Origin of the sequence: Streptomyces sp. SCPE 10 (assembly GCF_051980735.1) — a bacterium.
Lineage (GTDB): Bacteria > Actinomycetota > Actinomycetes > Streptomycetales > Streptomycetaceae > Streptomyces > Streptomyces misionensis.
In genome coordinates this window covers 4,558,003-4,576,846 of record NZ_CP197069.1, presented here as the reverse complement: position 1 = coordinate 4,576,846, position 18,844 = coordinate 4,558,003, and the positions used below count along the sequence as shown (strand labels likewise).

General features: G+C 70.4%; 11 protein-coding genes. 6 read left to right on the top strand and 5 right to left on the bottom strand.

What is annotated here, in order from left to right; all coding sequences use genetic code 11:
* Positions 1–104: 104 nt before the first annotated feature.
* From fusA to rpsL, 3 genes are read right to left on the bottom strand one after another with little or no spacing between them, the layout of a single operon-like run.
* Positions 105–2,231: an elongation factor G gene (fusA, locus tag ACSP97_RS21255; protein WP_070026323.1), complete on the bottom strand. Its 2,127-nt coding sequence runs from the start codon at positions 2,229–2,231 to the stop codon at positions 105–107.
* Between the two features lie 39 nt (positions 2,232–2,270).
* Positions 2,271–2,741, bottom strand: coding sequence for a 30S ribosomal protein S7 (gene rpsG / locus ACSP97_RS21250; RefSeq protein WP_003998848.1), 471 nt, complete (start codon positions 2,739–2,741; stop codon positions 2,271–2,273).
* A 2-nt stretch (positions 2,742–2,743) separates the two neighbouring features.
* Positions 2,744–3,115 carry a 30S ribosomal protein S12 gene (gene rpsL, locus ACSP97_RS21245; RefSeq protein ID WP_003948652.1) on the bottom strand — a complete coding sequence of 124 codons (372 nt, stop codon included), beginning with the start codon at positions 3,113–3,115 and terminating at the stop codon, positions 2,744–2,746.
* A 477-nt stretch (positions 3,116–3,592) separates the two neighbouring features.
* On the opposite strand from rpsL, the gene ACSP97_RS21240 reads away from it, so the two are divergent.
* From ACSP97_RS21240 to ACSP97_RS21215, 6 genes are all read left to right on the top strand, one after another.
* Entirely contained in the window at positions 3,593–4,315 is a 723-nt protein-coding gene (locus ACSP97_RS21240) for a Crp/Fnr family transcriptional regulator (RefSeq protein ID WP_355145433.1), read from the top strand.
* A gap of 188 nt (positions 4,316–4,503) precedes the next feature.
* Positions 4,504–5,358: a hypothetical protein gene (locus tag ACSP97_RS21235; protein ID WP_358270950.1), complete on the top strand. Its 855-nt coding sequence runs from the start codon at positions 4,504–4,506 to the stop codon at positions 5,356–5,358.
* Entirely contained in the window at positions 5,355–7,517 is a 2,163-nt protein-coding gene (locus ACSP97_RS21230) for a hypothetical protein (RefSeq protein WP_440553781.1), read from the top strand. The genes ACSP97_RS21235 and ACSP97_RS21230 overlap by 4 nt, the downstream gene beginning before the upstream one ends.
* Positions 7,518–7,536: 19 nt before the next feature.
* Entirely contained in the window at positions 7,537–8,763 is a 1,227-nt protein-coding gene (locus ACSP97_RS21225) for a PE-PGRS family protein (RefSeq protein WP_355145427.1), read from the top strand.
* On the top strand, positions 8,760–9,284 hold the full coding sequence (locus ACSP97_RS21220; RefSeq protein ID WP_355145425.1) for a Pycsar system effector family protein: 525 nt from the start codon (positions 8,760–8,762) through the stop codon (positions 9,282–9,284). The genes ACSP97_RS21225 and ACSP97_RS21220 overlap by 4 nt, the downstream gene beginning before the upstream one ends.
* Before the next feature lie 972 nt (positions 9,285–10,256).
* Positions 10,257–11,261: a M48 family metalloprotease gene (locus tag ACSP97_RS21215; protein WP_355527922.1), complete on the top strand. Its 1,005-nt coding sequence runs from the start codon at positions 10,257–10,259 to the stop codon at positions 11,259–11,261.
* Between the two features lie 66 nt (positions 11,262–11,327).
* Here the strand turns inward: ACSP97_RS21215 and ACSP97_RS21210 are convergent, their stop codons facing one another.
* Positions 11,328–15,227, bottom strand: coding sequence for a DNA-directed RNA polymerase subunit beta' (locus tag ACSP97_RS21210; protein ID WP_070026329.1), 3,900 nt, complete (start codon positions 15,225–15,227; stop codon positions 11,328–11,330).
* A gap of 97 nt (positions 15,228–15,324) precedes the next feature.
* Positions 15,325–18,810, bottom strand: a complete 3,486-nt coding sequence (gene rpoB / locus ACSP97_RS21205) for a DNA-directed RNA polymerase subunit beta (protein WP_355145423.1) — start codon at positions 18,808–18,810, stop codon at positions 15,325–15,327.
* Between the last annotated feature and the right edge of the window lie 34 nt (positions 18,811–18,844).

Below are 18,844 nucleotides of genomic sequence, written 5' to 3'. Positions count from 1 at the left end.
GATCTTTGCTGTTAATGCCCGGGGCCCGGGGCAAACATCCGGGTTTACGGCTGTTTGCCCCTGGAGGCTCCGGAGTCAAGCCTAAAGCGTGGGAACGCGGTGCGTTACTCGCCCTTGGCCTTCGCGATGATCTCCTCGGCGACGTTCCGCGGAACCTCGGCGTAGGAGTCGAACTGCATCGAGTAGCTTGCGCGACCCGACGTCTTGCTGCGGAGGTCGCCGACGTAGCCGAACATCTCCGACAGGGGCACGAGGCCCTTCACGACGCGGGCACCAGCCCGCTCCTCCATGGCCTGGATCTGGCCACGGCGGGAGTTGATGTCGCCGATGACCTCACCCATGTAGTCCTCGGGCGTGGTGACCTCAACGGCCATCATCGGCTCGAGGAGCACGGGCGAAGCCTTGCGCGCGGCCTCCTTGAAGGCCTGCGAGCCGGCGATCTTGAAGGCGAGCTCGGAGGAGTCGACCTCGTGGTACGCGCCGTCGTGCAGGATGACGCGGACGCCGGTCATCTCGTAACCGGCCAGGATGCCGAACTGCATGGCCTCCTGCGCACCGGCGTCGACCGAAGGGATGTACTCCTTCGGGATGCGACCACCGGTCACCTTGTTCACGAACTCGTACGAGGTGTCGCCGCTCTCGATCGGCTCGATGCCGATCTGCACCTTCGCGAACTGACCGGTACCACCGGTCTGCTTCTTGTGCGTGTAGTCGACGCGCTCGACGGCCTTGCGGATCGTCTCGCGGTAGGCCACCTGCGGCTTGCCGACGTTGGCCTCGACCTTGAACTCGCGCTTCATCCGGTCGACCAGCACCTCGAGGTGAAGCTCGCCCATACCGCCGATGACGGTCTGGCCGGTCTCCTCGTTGGTGTGCACCTGGAAGGAGGGGTCCTCCTCCGCGAGACGCTGGATGGCGACACCCAGCTTCTCCTGGTCACCCTTGGACTTGGGCTCGATCGCGACCTCGATGACCGGCGCCGGGAAGTCCATGGACTCCAGGATCACCGGGTTCTTCTCGTCGCAGAGCGTCTCACCGGTGGTGGTCTGCTTCAGGCCCATGACGGCGACGATGTCGCCGGCGCCCACCGCGTCGATCTCCTCACGCTTGTTGGCGTGCATGCGGTAGATCTTGCCGATGCGCTCCTTCTTGCCCTTGACGGAGTTCAGCACCGAGGTGCCGGACTCCAGGCGGCCCGAGTAGACCCGGACGAAGGTGAGCTTGCCGAGGTGCGGGTCGCTCATGATCTTGAACGCCAGCGCGGACAGCGGCTCGTCGTCGGACGGCTTGCGGCGGACGACCTCCTCCGGGTCGTTGACGGCGTGGCCCTCGATGGCCTCGACGTCGAGCGGGGAGGGGAGGTAGCGCACGACCGCGTCGAGCAGGGGCTGGACGCCCTTGTTCTTGAACGCGGTACCGCAGAACACGGGAGTGACGGTGGTGCCGTCGCTCTTGCCGGACGCGATGGTGATGCGACGGATCGCGGCGTACAGCTGCTCCACGGAAGGCTCCTCGCCCTCCAGGTACAGCTCCATGATCTCTTCGTCGTTCTCGGCCACGGCCTCGAGCAGCTTGCCGCGGTACTCCTCGGCAGCCTCGGTGTGCGTGTCCGGGATGTCGACGATGTCGTACATCTCGCCCTTGGTGGCCTCGGCGGACCACACGAAGGCCTTCATCGTCACCAGGTCGACGACGCCCTTGAAGTCCGCCTCGGCGCCGATCGGCAGCTGCATGACCAGCGGCTGCGCGCCCAGACGGTCGACGATCATGTCGACACAGCGGTGGAACTCGGCACCGGTGCGGTCGAGCTTGTTGACGAAGCAGATGCGCGGCACGCCGTAGCGGTCCGCCTGACGCCACACGGTCTCGGACTGGGGCTCAACGCCGGCGACGCCGTCGAACACCGTCACCGCACCGTCGAGCACGCGCAGGGAGCGCTCCACCTCGACGGTGAAGTCGACGTGACCCGGGGTGTCGATGATGTTGATGGTGTGGTCGACGTCTTCCAGCGGCCAGTGGCAGGTGGTGGCAGCAGAGGTGATCGTGATGCCACGCTCCTGCTCCTGCTCCATCCAGTCCATGGTGGCAGCGCCGTCGTGGACTTCACCGATCTTGTAGGACACACCGGTGTAGAACAGGATCCGCTCGGTGGTGGTCGTCTTGCCCGCGTCGATGTGGGCCATGATGCCGATGTTGCGCACCTTGGCCAGGTCAAGCGAAGTGGTAGCCATAAGGCTTCAGTCTTCTCTCGGTCTCGATGTGGACTGCGACTACCAGCGGTAGTGCGCGAAGGCCTTGTTGGACTCGGCCATCTTGTGCGTGTCCTCGCGCTTCTTCACAGCGGCACCGAGGCCGTTGGAGGCGTCGAGGAGCTCGTTGAGCAGACGCTCGGTCATGGTCTTCTCGCGACGGGCGCGGGAGTAACCGACCAGCCAGCGCAGCGCCAGCGTGTTGGCACGGCCGGGCTTGACCTCGACCGGAACCTGGTAGGTGGCACCACCGACACGGCGGGACTTGACCTCGAGGGTCGGCTTGATGTTCTCAAGGGCGCGCTTGAGGGTGATGACCGGGTCGTTGCCGGTCTTCTCGCGCAGACCCTCCATGGCGCCGTAGACGATGCGCTCGGCGGTGGAGCGCTTGCCGTTCAGCAGCACCTTGTTGATCAGGGAGGTCACCAGAGGAGAGCCGTAAACCGGGTCGATGATGACCGGGCGCTTCGGGGCGGGGCCCTTACGAGGCATTCTTACTTCTCCTTCTTGGCGCCGTAGCGGCTGCGGGCCTGCTTGCGGTTCTTGACACCCTGGGTGTCGAGGGAGCCGCGGATGATCTTGTAGCGAACACCCGGCAGGTCCTTCACACGGCCGCCGCGCACGAGCACGATGGAGTGCTCCTGCAGGTTGTGTCCCTCACCCGGAATGTAAGCGGTGACCTCGATCCCGCTGGTCAGACGCACACGCGCGACCTTACGCAGGGCCGAGTTCGGCTTCTTCGGGGTGGTCGTGAACACACGCGTGCAGACGCCGCGACGCTGAGGGGAACCCTCGAGTGCGGGCGTCTTGTTCTTCTCGACCTTGTCCTGCCGGCCCTTGCGGACCAGCTGCTGGATCGTAGGCACTACTTCTCCGGTTTCTGTGTGCCGATGGGTACAGCTAACCTGGAACGTCGCCGACCCACGCGGTCGGGTGTGTCGAATCCGCCAGACTCCCGCCGCAAGGCGAGAAGGGCGCGAATTACGGTGGCCGGTAGCGGCTCGCCATACGGTTTCAAGGCACGCACAGCAGCCAGGGCACACCCCAGGCACAAGGTCTGAGAGTACCTACCTCACGGACTTCGGTCAAAACAAATGGAGCAGCCCCCGACACGCTGGACTTTCCCACCTCGTCAGCATGGTTTTGTCCCTATCGTCCGCCACCCGGCCACGGGGCGCCACAGCACGGTGTCGCGGCTGGTCGCACCCCCTCGCCCCTCTCTCGTCCCCGCTCGCCCGCCCTTCTCCGCCGACTGGCCGGATTCCGCTCTTGCCGGGCTGCCGCCCGAGGCCCTTTCAGTACGTTGATCCGTCCACCGCGGTGAACGATTCGGGGGAACCGGCATGGCGAGCAAGTGGACCGCGTCCGCTCCGTACGACGGCGGTCTCGACGACCGGGTGCCCTTCCTGGCCCGGCTGGAGGCCGAGGACCGGGCGGCGCTGCTCGCGTTGGGCCGGGAGCTGACCTTCACCGCGCGGTCCGTGCTCATCCACCACCACGAGCCGTCCTCCCACGTCCTGGTCCTCGTGCAGGGCTGGACCAAGGTGACCGCGGCCGCGGCCAACGGCTACGAGGCCCTGCTCGCGCTGCGCGGGCCCGGCGACATCGTCGGCGAGTCGGCGGCGCTGACCGGCCGCGCCCGCTCGGCCACCGTGACCGCGCTGGAGCAGGTGCGGGCGGTGGCCGTGCAGCGCGAACGGTTCACGGAGTTCCTGGCGCACTCCCCCGCCGTCTCCCTCGCCCTGCTCGGACTCACCTCGGACCGCACCCGCGCCGCCGACCGGCGCCGGCTGGAGTTCGCCTCCATGACCGTCCGGGAGCGCTTCGCCACCCTGCTGCTCGACCTCGCCCGCACCCACGGCCGGCGCACCGCCGAGGGCGTCGAACTCTCCGTGCCGCTGAGCAAACAGGAGCTGGCCGGCTCGGTCGGCGCCTCGCGCGAGGCGGTGCAGCGCCTGCTGAAGGAGCTGCGGGAGCGCGATGTGGTGCGCACCGGCCGCCGGGCGCTGGTGATCGTCCGACCGGATGTGCTGCGGCGGCTCGCGCGGGCCGACGCGCCGGAGTGAGCGCCCGCACACACAGCGCACTTCCCGGCCGCCGCCCGCTCTGTGCACACGGTCACAGTCCCAGTGGGTCATCCGTCCTCACGCCCTCGCGGCGCCGGGCGCCACTCTGCTGACGGCGGCACGGCCCCCACCACCACGGCCCCCACCATCACGGCACCGACCATCACGGCACCGACCGAGAGGCAAGCATGAAAGACCCCGTGAGCCGGACGATCCTGCTGTTCGACATCGAGAAGTACAGCGACCGGGACGACGTCGAACAGACCTATCTGCGGCGCGTGCTCTACGACATCGCCGACCGCGCGCTGGAACGCGCCGGCATCGACGAGACGCTGCGGCAGCGGGCCGACCGTGGCGACTCCGTCATGGAGCTGATCGACGCGGGCGCGTCCGTCCCGGCGCTGCTGCGGACCCTGCTCACCGAGGTGCCCGCCCGGCTGCACGGGTACAACCGGCTGGCGTCCAGCTCCGCCCAGATCAGGCTGCGGGGCGTGGTCGCCACCGGGTACGTGGCCGTGGACGAGCACGGCGGCTGGGTCGGTTCCGACCTGAACCACGCCTGCCGGCTGCTGGACGCCCCGCTGCTGCGCGCCGCGCTGCGGGAGCGGGACAACGGGTTCGCGCTGTGCGTGTCGGAGGGCGTGCACACCGGGATCGTGCGCCACGACCACCACGGCATCCGGGCCGCCGAGTTCCATCCGGTGACCCTGACCAGCAAGAACGGGCCGCTGCGCGCCTGGCTGCACGGGCCGGTGCCGAGCGGCGCCACGGACCACGGTGAGGCGGGGGCGGGGGAAGCCCCGGTGCCGGGCACGTCGGGGGACGTCCCGGCACCGGGGTCGCCGGCCGCCGGAGCCCAGGCGGCGCCCGCGCAGGCGCCGGCCACGCCCGCGTCGCCGGGCGCGGGTGGCGTGGTGTTCGACTTCGGCGGCGGGTCGCCCCGGTTCGGCGGCAGCCTGGTAGCCGGGGACCAGCACGGTGTCTCCGGCGGGCAGGTCACCGGGGACGTGCATCTCGGCGGCACGGCGGGTGAGGGCGCATGACGGCCACCGCGGCCGCCGCCGTCGTCGACCCGGCCCCCGAGGAGCAGACCCCGCCGGGCCGGCCCGCCCCCGACGCGGACCCGTGGCCCGCCGCCGGCCCGGACCCGGAGGAGGAGAACAGCCACGAGGCACGGGCCGCCCAGCGCGAACTGGTCGCGCACACCCCGGGCTTCTTCCTCGGCGAGGACACCCGCTTCGGCGGCAGCCTGGTCGGCGGCTCCCAGCACGGTGTCTCGGGCGGCCGGGTGGACGGCGACGTGTACCTGGGCGGCCGTACGGAGATCCACCACCACGGGCCCGCGGGGACCGCGCCCGACGCGTCCGGCGAGGTGCCCCGCGAGCGGATCGAGGAGCTGGCCGCCGTCTTCGCCGAGGGGCCCGCCTTCGCGGCCGCGCTGGAGCGGCTGCGCGAGGAGCGGGTACTGGTCCTCTCCGGCGCCCACGCCACCGGCCGCAACGCCGCCGCGCTGATGCTGGTGCACCGCCTGGGCGTCCCCGCCGTGCACGCGCTGAGCCCCGAGACCGCGCCCGCCGCGCTCAGCGGCGCGCTCACCCAGCCCGGCGGCTACGTCCTGCGGGACCTGCCGCTCAGCCGCAACCGCCCGTTGCGCGACACCCATCTGTTCGCGGCCCGGGACCAGCTGGCCAGGACCGGCGGCTGTCTCGTCGTCACCGTGGAGAACTCGCCCCATCTGCCCGGGGTCACCCCCTGCCCCTGGGCGCCGCCGCCCGCCGAGGACGTCGTACGGGCGCTGCTGCGCCGGCACCGGCCCGACGAGGCCGACGCCCTGCTCGCGCTGGCGCCCGTGGCCCGCTTCCTCGCGGACACCGACCGCCGCCCGGCCGAGGCCGCCGCGTTCGCCGGGGCGCTCGCGGCGTACGACGGCACTCCCCGGGCGCTGGCACGGCTCGCGGACTTCGGGCAGGCCGCCGTCGAGGAGCAGTGCCGCGCCTGGCTCGGCGATCCGGAGCTGGGGCTGCGCGAGAAGGCCTTCATCATCGCGCTGGCCGTCTTCGACCAGGCGCCCTACGTGCTCGCCGCCGAACTCGCCGACAAGCTGTTCCTGCACTTCGAACGGTTGCAGCATCCCGAACGGCCGCCGACGGTCCCAGTGTTCGGCCCGGCCGCCGAGGACCGCCTCGCCCTCGCACGGGCCGCCGGCGAGGTACGGCAGGAGCAGACCGAGTGGGGGCCGGTCCCGCAGTTCATGGCCGCCTTCCACGACGAGCGCACCCCGCACGTCCTGCTCACCGAGGTGTGGACCGGGCACCCCTCGGCCCGCCCGGCCCTGGTGGAGTGGCTGCGGGAACTCGCCCGTGACGGCCGTCCCCTGGTCCGCACCCGCGCCGCCGCGGCCGCCGCGCTGCTCACCGCCGCCGACCTGCCCTCGACGATCGCGCTGCTCGTCAACGGCTGGGCCACCGCGGAGGCCGTCGGCCCGCGCGTCACCGCCGCCAACACGCTCGCGCTGGCCCAGCTCCTCGACGTGCCGATCGTCCTGCGGCTGCTCACCCAGTGGTGCACCGACGGCCACCGGGGACGGCGGTGGACCGCCATCCGCGCCCTCGGCCTGCTCGCCCCGCTCCGCCCCAACCTCGCCGGCCCGGTCCTGGAGGCGCTGGCCGCCCGCGCCCGGATCGACGCCAGCAGCCCGGCCGAGCAGGACCACCTCACCGAGTCCGCCGCCCTGCTGCTCTCCGCCGGGCAGCGCCGCGAGGAGGTGCTCGCCGAGTTCGTACGGCTGTTGCAGCGGGACACGCCCGCGGTCCGCGACCTCGCCCTGGCCGCCTTCGCGCGCGCCTGCGACAACGACGAGGAGGGCGCGCTCGTCGGCTGGTACGCCGAGACCGGCATGTACCGGCAGGACGCCGCCCGGGACCTGGCCACCCTGTGGCGCGCCGCGCTCAACGACCGCACCCACACCAGGGCGGCGCTGACCGCCCTGCGGACCTGGGTGCACGTCGCCACCCGCCGCACGGACGCCGCCACCGCCCTGGAGCTGCTGCTGCCCGCCCTGGTGGTCAGCGCGGACGACCGCAAGCGCCTCGACCACGAACTGCGCACGATGCGCGCGCAGGACGGCGGCCCTCGCCCGCCGCTGGCCGAGCACCTGCTCACGGTGCTGCACCCGGCACCGACGAGCGCTGAACGACCCTGAGAACACGAGGAGTTGAGTCATGGCGGACTTCCGCCGCCCACCGGAGTGGTCGCAGCACGCCGACCGGCACACCGCGCTGATCGACCCGGTCCTGACCGTGCGCCCGATCTCGCGGTTCGACTACACCGTGCGCCGGCAGGTCGGCGCGATCGACCACGCCCTGGTCTTCGTCACCGCGGGCGGCTCGTACGACGTCTACATGCCCCCGCACCGCCCGAGCCGCGCGGAGGCCACGACCCGTCGCTACACCTCCGTGTACGAGGTGGACATGGGCAGCCACCCGGTCCGGCTCGAACTCGAACTGCCCAGCGACGACGACGCGTTCTCCTTCAGCGGCACCGCCGACCTCACCTGGCGGGTGGCGGACCCGAAGGCCCTCGTGGCGAGCGGCGAACGGGACGTGCCGACCCGGCTCGCCCGGGAACTGCACCAGGTGGCCCGCCCGGTCACCCGGGGCTTCTCCATCGAGGACAGCCCGGGCGCCGAACGGGCCGTGCAGCAGGCGGTCACGGCGGAGGGCGCCTTCGCCGTGGGCACCGGTCTGCACGTCACCTGCGCGGTCCGGCTGCGCCTGGACGACGAGGCGATCGCCCACCGGCGGCGCCTTCGCACCCTGCGCTACGAGTCGGAGATGCTCGACCCCGAGCACGAGTTCCGGATGCGCCAGGCACAGCTCGACCACCAGCTGGAGGTGCTGCGCGAGCGGCAGGCCCAGGAGCTGGCCGCCCAGAAGATCGCGTTCTACCAGTACTGGCTCCAGCACGGGGGCGTCGCGATGTGGGCGCTGCACCTCGCGGCCCACCCCGGGGACACCGGGATGGTCATCGGCAACCTGCAGAAGGAGCAGCTCGGCGCCATCCGCCAGGAACTCGAACTGATCGCGGGCGACACCCTGGAGGACTACCAGAAGGCCGAGGCGGCCCGCTCCGTCCTGCGCTCCGTCGACGACCTCATGCGCGAGCGGACGGCACCGCCCCAGGCGCTCCCCCCGGCCCCGCCGCAGCCGTACGTCCCCCCGCAGCCGGCCGTGCCGCCCCCGCCGCCCGGCGCCCCAGCCCCGTACGACCCGGCCGCACAGGGGTCGGCCGGGTCGTACGGCCCCCCTCCGGGATCCCCACCGGACGGGCCGGCCCCCGCCGCGGCGCCGCCCGTCCCGCCGCTGCCGCCCCAGCCTGCCGTGCCACCGGCACCCGGCGCGGCCCCCTGGCGCACGGACAAGGACGCCCCCGAGACGGGCGCGCCATGACCGCCCCCGACACCACCACGCCGCCCAGCGCGCCGGTACGGCACACCGCGGAACGGCTGCTCGGCGAGTTGCGCGACGAGATATCGCGGGCCGACGCCAAGGCCTCCGTCCTGGTGGCGGCGCTGGGCCTGGCGGCCGGGCTGTTCACCGGACTGGTCGCCGGACGGAACTGGTCGCCGGGCCGGCTCTCCGGTCCCGCGACCGCGCTGTGGTGGGCCGGGGCGGCGGGACTGGCCCTGTCACTGCTCGCGCTGCTGCTCGCGGTACTGCCCCGCTACCGCGCCGGGTCCTGGGCGGCGGGGCGCCCCCTGTGCTACTTCGGCGACATCCACCAGGCGGTCCGGGAGGGCCGACTGGCCGAGGCGCTCGCCGACACCGAACGGGACCCGGGCGCCGCCCTGCTCGCGGCGCTCGCCGAGAACAGCCGGATCGCGGCGTCCAAGCACCGGTGGATCCGTACCGGTCTGGTCGCCTTCTCCGCCGGTGTCCTGCTGTTGCCCACCGCCGCGCTCGTCGGCTGACGTCCCCGCACGCGAAGGAGCCCGCTCATGCCCCAGCCGCCGGACACACCACCGCAGCACCCCGCACCACCGACCCCGCCCGACTACCCGGACGCGACCGCTCCGGCAGCACCTCCCGCTTCTCCGGGCACGGTGACCCCGGCGGCACCGCCGGCCTATCCGTCCCAGGCGCCCCCGTCCGCCCCTGAGCCGCAGAACCCGGCCACACCGCTCGCCCCGGGGCCGTCGACCCCGGCCACGCCCCCCGCCCACCCAGGCCCCGCCACCTCCGCGACCCCGCCCGCATACCCCGACACGGCCACCCCGGCAGCACCACCCGTCTACCCAGGCTCGGCCACCCCGGCAGCACCACCCGCGTACCCGACTCCGCCGTCGGCCGCGGCCTTCACCTCCGGGACGACGGCCCCGACGCCCCCACCCGCCTCCGCACCGCCCGCCTACCCGGGCACCCCGACAGCAGCGCCGTCGGCCGCGGCCTACCCCTCCGGGACGACCACCCCGACGACCCCACCCGCCTCCGCACCGCCCGCCTACCCGGGCACCCCGACAGCAGCGCCGTCGGCCGCGCCCTTCCCGTCCGGGCCGCCGGCCCCGGCCGCGCCACCCGCCTATCCGGGTACGGCACCCGCTCACCCCCACCCGGCCGCCCCCGCCGCACCGCCGTACCCGAGCGGATCGGCAAACTTCCCGGCCGCGCCTGCGTACCCGGCCACCACCGCACCCCCGCTCAACCCGCCCGCAGGCCCGCCCTACCCGGAGCGCCCCCCGGCGTACCCGGGACACCCCGCGGACCACTCGGTCTCCGCCCCGGCCCATCCGATGCAGCACCCTGCCTACCCCGCCTCCGCCCCGCCCCACCCGGTACAGCCCCCCGCCCACCCCGAGCAGCACGCGCCCGTGCTCCCCGGTCGGCCTCCGGCACATCCGGTCCCGGGAGCCCCGGCGCCGGCCACCAGTGGTGCCGTGCCGCCGATGCCGTCGCTGCCCCCGGACGCGGTCCCGCCCGTGCCCGAGTTCGCGCCGGACGATCTCGAATACCGCCACCGCGGTGCCCGGGTGCACGTCGCCGAGCACCAACGGGGGGCCGACATCACGGCGATCGGGCGGCTGGCCGTGCAGGTGCCGGGGGCCCTGGTCAGTCTCGCCCTGGTCGCCACCGTCGCGGTCGGTCTGTTCGGGACCGGCGTGGGGACGGTGGTGGTCCTGGCCTGGGTCGCCTCGGGTCTGCTCGTCTTCCACCGGCCGACCGAGCTGGCCTTCGCCCGCATCGTGCTCAAACTGCGCCGGCCGACCGAGGAGGAACGGGCCCGGCTGGAGCCGGTCTGGCACGAGGTGACGGCGCGCGCGGGCATAGAACCGGGCACCTACCAGCTGATGGTGCAGAACAGCGACGACCTGAACGCGGCCGCGGTGGCCGGTCATGTCGTCGCCGTCACGACCTACTCGCTCAACCGGATCCCGAGCAGCAACCTGGCCGCCGTGCTCGCGCACGAGCTGGGCCACCACACCGGCGGCCACGCCTGGGCCGGTCTGCTCGGCTACTGGTACTCCCTGCCCGGCCGGATCGCCTGGGCCGTGACCCGGACGCTGGCGGCGTTCGCGCTGCTGATCACCGGGTACTTCTCCGTCGTGGCGACGCTGGCCCTGGGCCTGTTCATGGCGCTGGCGGTGTTCTGCGCGTTCGTCGTCGCCTGGTACATCGTGATCCCGCTCGTGCTCGCCCCGTTCCTGCTGGCCTACGCCGGCCGGCGCGGGGAACTGCGCGCCGACCAGCAGGCGGCCGAGCTGGGCTTCGCCCGTGAGCTGGCCGAGGTGCTGTACCACCTGGAGACCGAGCAGGCCACGAAGAAGGCCGCCCTGGCCGCCCAGGGCCAGAAGCTCAAGGAGCCCGGTCCCCTGGGCCGGCTGCTGTCCTCCCACCCGAGCCACCAGACCCGGCTGACCGCCCTGGGGCAGTACGCGGGCCTGCCCCGCTGACGGCCCCCGGACACGCCGAAGGGCGGCCACCCCCCGAGGGGAGTGGCCGCCCTTCGTACTGCCCGCTTACTGGTTGTACGGACCGTAGTCGTAGTCCTCCAGCGGAACGGCCTGGCCGGAGCCGGTGCCGAACGGCGAGTAGTCGATGTCGTCGTAGCCGACGGCCGAGTACATCGCGGCCTTGGCCTCCTCGGTCGGCTCGACCCGGATGTTGCGGTAGCGGGACAGACCCGTACCGGCCGGGATGAGCTTACCGATGATGACGTTCTCCTTGAGGCCGATGAGGCTGTCGGACTTGGCGTTGATCGCCGCGTCCGTCAGCACTCGGGTCGTCTCCTGGAAGGAGGCGGCCGACAGCCAGGACTCCGTCGCCAGCGAGGCCTTGGTGATACCCATCAGCTGCGGACGACCGGAGGCCGGGTGACCGCCCTCCTGGACCACGCGACGGTTCTCGGTCTCGAACTTCGAGCGCTCGACCAGCTCGCCGGGCAGCAGCTCCGCGTCGCCCGACTCGATGATCGTCACACGGCGCAGCATCTGCCGGATGATGATCTCGATGTGCTTGTCGTGGATCGACACACCCTGCGAGTTGTAGACCTTCTGGACCTCGCCGACCAGGTGGACCTGGACGGCACGCTGGCCCAGGATGCGCAGCACGTCGTGCGGGTTGGTGGCACCCACGGTGAGCTGCTGGCCCACCTCGACGTGCTCGCCCTCGCGGACCAGGACCTTGGCGCGCTTGGAGATCGGGTACGCCGTCTCGTCGCTGCCGTCGTCCGGGGTGACGATGATCTTCTTCGTCTTCTCGGTCTCCTCGATCCGCACGCGGCCGGAGGCCTCGGAGATCGGGGCGACACCCTTCGGGGTACGGGCCTCGAAGAGCTCGACGACACGCGGCAGACCCTGGGTGATGTCGTCACCGGCCACACCACCGGTGTGGAAGGTACGCATCGTCAGCTGGGTACCGGGCTCACCGATGGACTGGGCGGCGATGATGCCGACCGCCTCACCGATGTCGACCAGCTTGCCGGTGGCCAGCGAACGGCCGTAGCACATCGCGCAGGTGCCGACGGCGGACTCGCAGGTCAGGACCGAGCGGGTCTTGACCGTCTCCACACCGTGCTTGACCAGTTCCTCGATGAGGACGTCGCCGAGGTCGGTGCCGGCCGGGGCCAGGACCTTGCCGTCGACCACGATGTCCTCGGCGAGGCAGCGCGCGTACACGGACGTCTCGACGTTGCCCGTCTTGCGCAGGACACCGTCCTCGCCACGCTCGGCGATCGCCAGCTTGAGGCCGCGCTCGGTGCCGCAGTCCTCCTCGCGGATGATGACGTCCTGGGAGACGTCGACCAGACGACGGGTGAGGTAACCCGAGTCGGCGGTACGCAGAGCGGTGTCCGCCAGACCCTTACGGGCACCGTGGGTGGAGATGAAGTACTCCAGCACGGACAGGCCCTCACGGAACGAGGCCTTGATCGGACGCGGGATGGTCTCGTTCTTCGCGTTCGACACCAGACCACGCATACCGGCGATCTGCCGCATCTGCATCATGTTTCCTCGGGCACCCGAGTCAACCATCATGAAGATGGGGTTGGTCTTGGGGAAGTTCTCGTTCATCGCCTCGGCGACCTCGTTGGTCGCCTTGGTCCAGATCGCGATGAGCTCCTGAGTGCGCTCTTCCTTGGTGATCAGACCGCGCTCGTACTGCTTCTGGACCTTCTCGTCCTGCGCCTCGTAGCCCTTGACGATCTCCTTCTTCGCCTCGGGAACGACGACGTCGGAGATGGCCACGGTGACACCGGAACGGGTCGCCCAGTAGAAGCCGGCCGCCTTCAGGTTGTCGAGCGTCGCCGCCACGATGACCTTGGGGTAGCGCTCGGCCAGGTCGTTGACGATCTCGGAGAGCTGCTTCTTGCCCACCGAGTAGTCGACGAACGGGTAGTCCTCGGGCAGCAGTTCGTTGAAGAGCGCGCGGCCCAGGGTGGTGGTCAGCCGGAAGCTGTCACCCTGCTGCCACTCGGGCTCGCCCTCCTCACGGGCCGGCGGCGTCCAGCCACGCGGCGGGATGGTGCCCACCGGGAAGCGGATGTCGACCCGCGACTGGAGCGACAGCTCGCCCGCGTCGAACGCCATGGTCGCCTCGGCCGTGGAGCCGAACGCGCGGCCCTCGCCCTTGACGTCGCGCAGCTCGCCGTCCGTGGTGAGGAAGAACAGACCGAGGACCATGTCCTGGGTCGGCATCGTCACCGGGCGGCCGTCGGCCGGCTTGAGGATGTTGTTCGAGGACAGCATCAGGATGCGGGCCTCGGCCTGCGCCTCCGCGGACAGCGGCAGGTGCACGGCCATCTGGTCACCGTCGAAGTCCGCGTTGAACGCGGTGCAGACGAGCGGGTGGATCTGGATGGCCTTGCCCTCGACCAGCTGCGGCTCGAAGGCCTGGATACCGAGGCGGTGCAGGGTGGGCGCACGGTTCAGCAGCACCGGGTGCTCGGCGATGACCTCTTCGAGGACGTCGTACACGACGGTGCGGCCGCGCTCGACCATGCGCTTGGCCGACTTGATGTTCTGCGCGTGGTTCAGGTCGACCAGGCGCTTCATCACGAACGGCTTGAACAGCTCCAGCGCCATCGCCTTGGGCAGACCGCACTGGTGCAGCTTGAGCTGCGGGCCGACGACGATGACGGAACGCGCCGAGTAGTCGACACGCTTGCCGAGCAGGTTCTGACGGAAACGGCCCTGCTTGCCCTTCAGCATGTCGCTGAGGGACTTCAGCGGACGGTTGCCGGGGCCCGTGACCGGGCGGCCGCGGCGGCCGTTGTCGAAGAGGGCGTCGACCGCCTCCTGGAGCATGCGCTTCTCGTTGTTCACGATGATCTCGGGCGCGCCGAGGTCGAGAAGCCGCTTCAGGCGGTTGTTGCGGTTGATGACACGGCGGTACAGGTCGTTCAGGTCGGAGGTCGCGAAGCGGCCACCGTCCAGCTGCACCATCGGACGCAGGTCCGGCGGGATGACCGGGACGCAGTCCAGGACCATGCCCTTGGGGCTGTTGGAGGTCTGCAGGAACGCGGAGACGACCTTGAGCCGCTTGAGGGCACGGGTCTTCTTCTGGCCCTTGCCGGTGCGGATGATCTCGCGGAGCTTCTCGGCCTCCTCCTCGAGGTCGAAGGACTCCAGGCGCTTCTGCAGCGCCGCGGCACCCATCGAGCCGTCGAAGTACGTGCCGAAGCGGTCACGCAGCTCGCGGTAGAGCAGCTCGTCGCCCTCCAGGTCCTGGACCTTGAGGTTCTTGAAGCGGTTCCACACCTCGTCGAGGCGGTCGATCTCGCGCTGCGCGCGGTCGCGCAGCTGCTTCATCTCGCGCTCGGCACCCTCGCGCACCTTGCGGCGCACGTCCGCCTTGGCGCCCTCGGCCTCCAGCTCGGCCAGGTCGGACTCGAGCTTCTTGGCGCGGGCCTCCAGGTCGGAGTCGCGGCGGTTCTCGATCTGCTGGCGCTCGACCGAGACGTGCGCCTCCAGGGAGGGCAGGTCGCGGGTGCGGCGCTCCTCGTCGACGTACGTGATCATGTACGCCGCGAAGTAGATGACCTTCTCCAGGTCCTTCGGGGCGAGGTCCAGCAGGTAGCCCAGGCGGGACGGGACACCCTTGAAGTACCAGATGTGGGTGACGGGCGCGGCGAGCTCGATGTGGCCCATCCGCTCACGGCGCACCTTGGCACGCGTGACCTCGACGCCACAGCGCTCGCAGATGATGCCCTTGAAGCGGACGCGCTTGTACTTGCCGCAGTAGCACTCCCAGTCCCGGGTGGGGCCGAAGATCTTCTCGCAGAAGAGTCCGTCCTTCTCGGGCTTGAGGGTGCGGTAGTTGATGGTCTCGGGCTTCTTGACCTCGCCGTGGCTCCACTGCCGAATGTCGTCAGCGGTGGCCAGGCCGATCCGGAGCTCGTCGAAGAAGTTGACGTCGAGCACTATGCGTCAATCCCTCTCAGGGTCGTAAGTCTGTGGTCTGAAACGGGGGCCTGGGGGTCGGCGGGGCCCTGTGGGTGAGGGCCCCGCCGGACTCCCGTCAGACCTCTTCGACGCTGCTCGGCTCGCGCCGGGACAGGTCGATGCCGAGCTCCTCCGCAGCGCGGAAGACGTCCTCGTCGGTGTCACGCATCTCGATGGACATACCGTCGCTGGACAGCACCTCCACGTTCAGGCAGAGCGACTGCATCTCCTTGATGAGCACCTTGAAGGACTCGGGGATGCCGGGCTCGGGGATGTTCTCGCCCTTGACGATGGCCTCGTAGACCTTCACGCGGCCGGTGACGTCGTCGGACTTGATGGTCAGCAGCTCCTGGAGGGCGTACGCGGCGCCGTAGGCCTCGAGGGCCCACACCTCCATCTCACCGAAGCGCTGGCCACCGAACTGCGCCTTACCACCCAGCGGCTGCTGGGTGATCATCGAGTACGGGCCGGTCGAGCGGGCGTGCAGCTTGTCGTCGACCAGGTGGTGCAGCTTCAGGATGTACATGTAGCCGACCGAGATCGGGTCCGGGAACGGCTCACCGGAGCGGCCGTCGAACAGCCGCGCCTTGCCGGACGGGAGCACCATGCGCTCGCCGTCGCGGTTCGGGATGGTGTGCTGCAGCAGACCCGCCAGCTCGTCCTCGCGGGCACCGTCGAAGACCGGGGTGGCGACGTTGGTGCGCGGGGCGACCTTGTCGGCACCGATGACCTGGAGACGCTTGGCCCACTCGTCGGCGAGACCGGAGACGTCCCAGCCGCGGCTGGCGAGCCAGCCGAGGTGGATCTCCAGGACCTGTCCCGGGTTCATTCGGGACGGCACACCCAGCGGGTTGAGGATGATGTCGACCGGGGTGCCGTCCTCCAGGAACGGCATGTCCTCGATCGGCAGGATCTTGGAGATGACACCCTTGTTGCCGTGGCGGCCGGCGAGCTTGTCACCGTCGGTGATCTTGCGCTTCTGCGCGACGTAGACGCGGACCAGCTGGTTCACGCCCGGCGGCAGCTCGTCGCCCTCCTCGCGGTCGAAGACACGCACACCGATGACCTTGCCGGTCTCGCCGTGCGGCACCTTCAGCGAGGTGTCGCGGACCTCACGGGCCTTCTCGCCGAAGATCGCGCGCAGCAGGCGCTCCTCGGGGGTCAGCTCGGTCTCGCCCTTCGGGGTGACCTTGCCGACGAGGATGTCGCCGGCGATGACCTCGGCACCGATGCGGATGATGCCGCGCTCGTCCAGGTCGGCGAGGACCTCCTCGGAGACGTTCGGGATGTCCCGGGTGATCTCCTCGGGGCCGAGCTTGGTGTCACGGGCGTCGACCTCGTGCTCCTCGATGTGGATCGAGGAGAGGACGTCGTCCTGCACGAGGCGCTGCGACAGGATGATCGCGTCCTCGTAGTTGTGACCCTCCCACGGCATGAACGCCACGAGCAGGTTCTTGCCGAGGGCCATCTCGCCGTTCTCGGTGGCCGGACCGTCGGCGAGGACCTGGCCCTCGACGACCCGGTCGCCCTCGTCGACGATGACCTTCTGGTTGACCGAGGTGCCCTGGTTGGAGCGGGAGAACTTGTGCAGGCGGTACGTGATGTACGTGCCGTCGTCGTTGGCCGTGGTGATGTAGTCCGCGGAGACCTCCTGGACCACACCCGCCTTCTCGGCCTTGACGACGTCGCCGGCGTCGACGGCGGAGCGGTACTCCATGCCGGTGCCGACGAGCGGGGCCTCCGACTTGATGAGCGGAACGGCCTGGCGCATCATGTTCGCGCCCATGAGGGCACGGTTGGCGTCGTCGTGCTCCAGGAAGGGGATCATGGCGGTCGCGACCGACACCATCTGGCGCGGCGAGACGTCCATGTAGTCCACGTCCTCGGGGCCGACGTAGTCGACCTCGCCGCCACGGCGGCGGACCAGCACGCGGGCCTCGGCGAAGCGGAGCTCGTCGGTCAGCGGGGCGTTGGCCTGCGCGATGACGAAGCGGTCCTCCTCGTCGGCGGTCAGGTAGTCGACGTCGTCGGTGACCTGGCCGTCGATGACCTTGCGGTACGGGGTCTCGACGAAACCGAACGCGTTGACCCGGCCGTAGGAGGCGAGCGAGCCGATCAGGCCGATGTTCGGGCCTTCCGGCGTCTCGATCGGGCACATGCGGCCGTAGTGCGAGGGGTGCACGTCTCGGACCTCGAAGCCGGCCCGCTCACGGGACAGACCACCGGGGCCGAGCGCCGAGAGACGACGCTTGTGGGTCAGACCAGACAGGGGGTTGTTCTGGTCCATGAACTGCGACAGCTGGCTGGTGCCGAAGAACTCCTTGATGGAGGCGACGACCGGCCGGATGTTGATCAGGGTCTGCGGCGTGATCGCCTCGACGTCCTGGGTCGTCATGCGCTCGCGCACGACGCGCTCCATCCGGGCCAGACCCGTGCGGACCTGGTTCTGGATGAGCTCGCCGACGCTGCGCAGACGGCGGTTGCCGAAGTGGTCGATGTCGTCGGTCTCGACGACGATCGTCTCGCCGTTGGCACCCGTGGTCTCGGTCTCGCCGGCGTGCAGCTGCACCAGGTACTTGATCGTCGAGATGATGTCCTCGACGGTCAGGATGCCCGCGTCCAGCGGGGCGTCGGCGCCCAGCTTCTTGTTGACCTTGTAGCGGCCGACCTTGGCCAGGTCGTAGCGCTTCGGGTTGAAGTAGAGGTTCTCAAGGAGCGTCTGCGCGGCCTCGCGCGTGGGGGGCTCGCCCGGACGCAGCTTGCGGTAGATGTCCAGCAGCGCGTCGTCCTGGCCCTGGGTGTGGTCCTTCTCCAGGGTGGCGCGCATCGACTCGTAGTCGCCGAACTCCTCGAGGATCTGCTCGGTGGTCCAGCCGAGCGCCTTCAGCAGGACGGTGACCGACTGCTTGCGCTTGCGGTCGATGCGCACACCGACCATGTCGCGCTTGTCGATCTCCATCTCCAGCCAGGCACCCCGGGACGGGATGATCTTGGCGGAGAAGATGTCCTTGTCGGACGTCTTGTCGATGGAGGAGTCGAAGTAGACACCGGGGGAACGGACCAGCTGAGACACCACGACACGCTCGGTGCCGTTGATGACGAAGGTGCCCTTGTTCGTCATGAGCGGGAAGTCGCCCATGAAGACCGTCTGGGACTTGATCTCACCGGTCTCGTTGTTGGTGAACTCGGCGGTGACGAAGAGCGGGGCGGCGTACGTGAAGTCGCGCTCCTTGCACTCGTCGATGGAGTTCTTCGGCGGCTCGAAGCGGTGGTCCCGGAACGTCAGGGACATCGACCCGGAGAAGTCCTCGATCGGGGAGATCTCCTCGAAGATCTCCTCCAGACCGGACTTGGTGGGGACGTCCTGACCGTTCTCCAGAGCCTCCTCGACCCGACTCTGCCAGGCGGTGTTGCCGAGCAGCCAGTCAAAGCTCTCGGTCTGCAGCGCGAGCAGGTTCGGAACCTCGAGAGGCTCCTTGATCTTTGCAAAGGAAATGCGCAGCGGGGCGGTGCTGGCGCCGTTGTTCGTATTCGCGGTCGAGGCGTTGCGCGAGGCGGCCAAGAGGGGGTCCTTCCGAGGGCTCGGACTCACTACG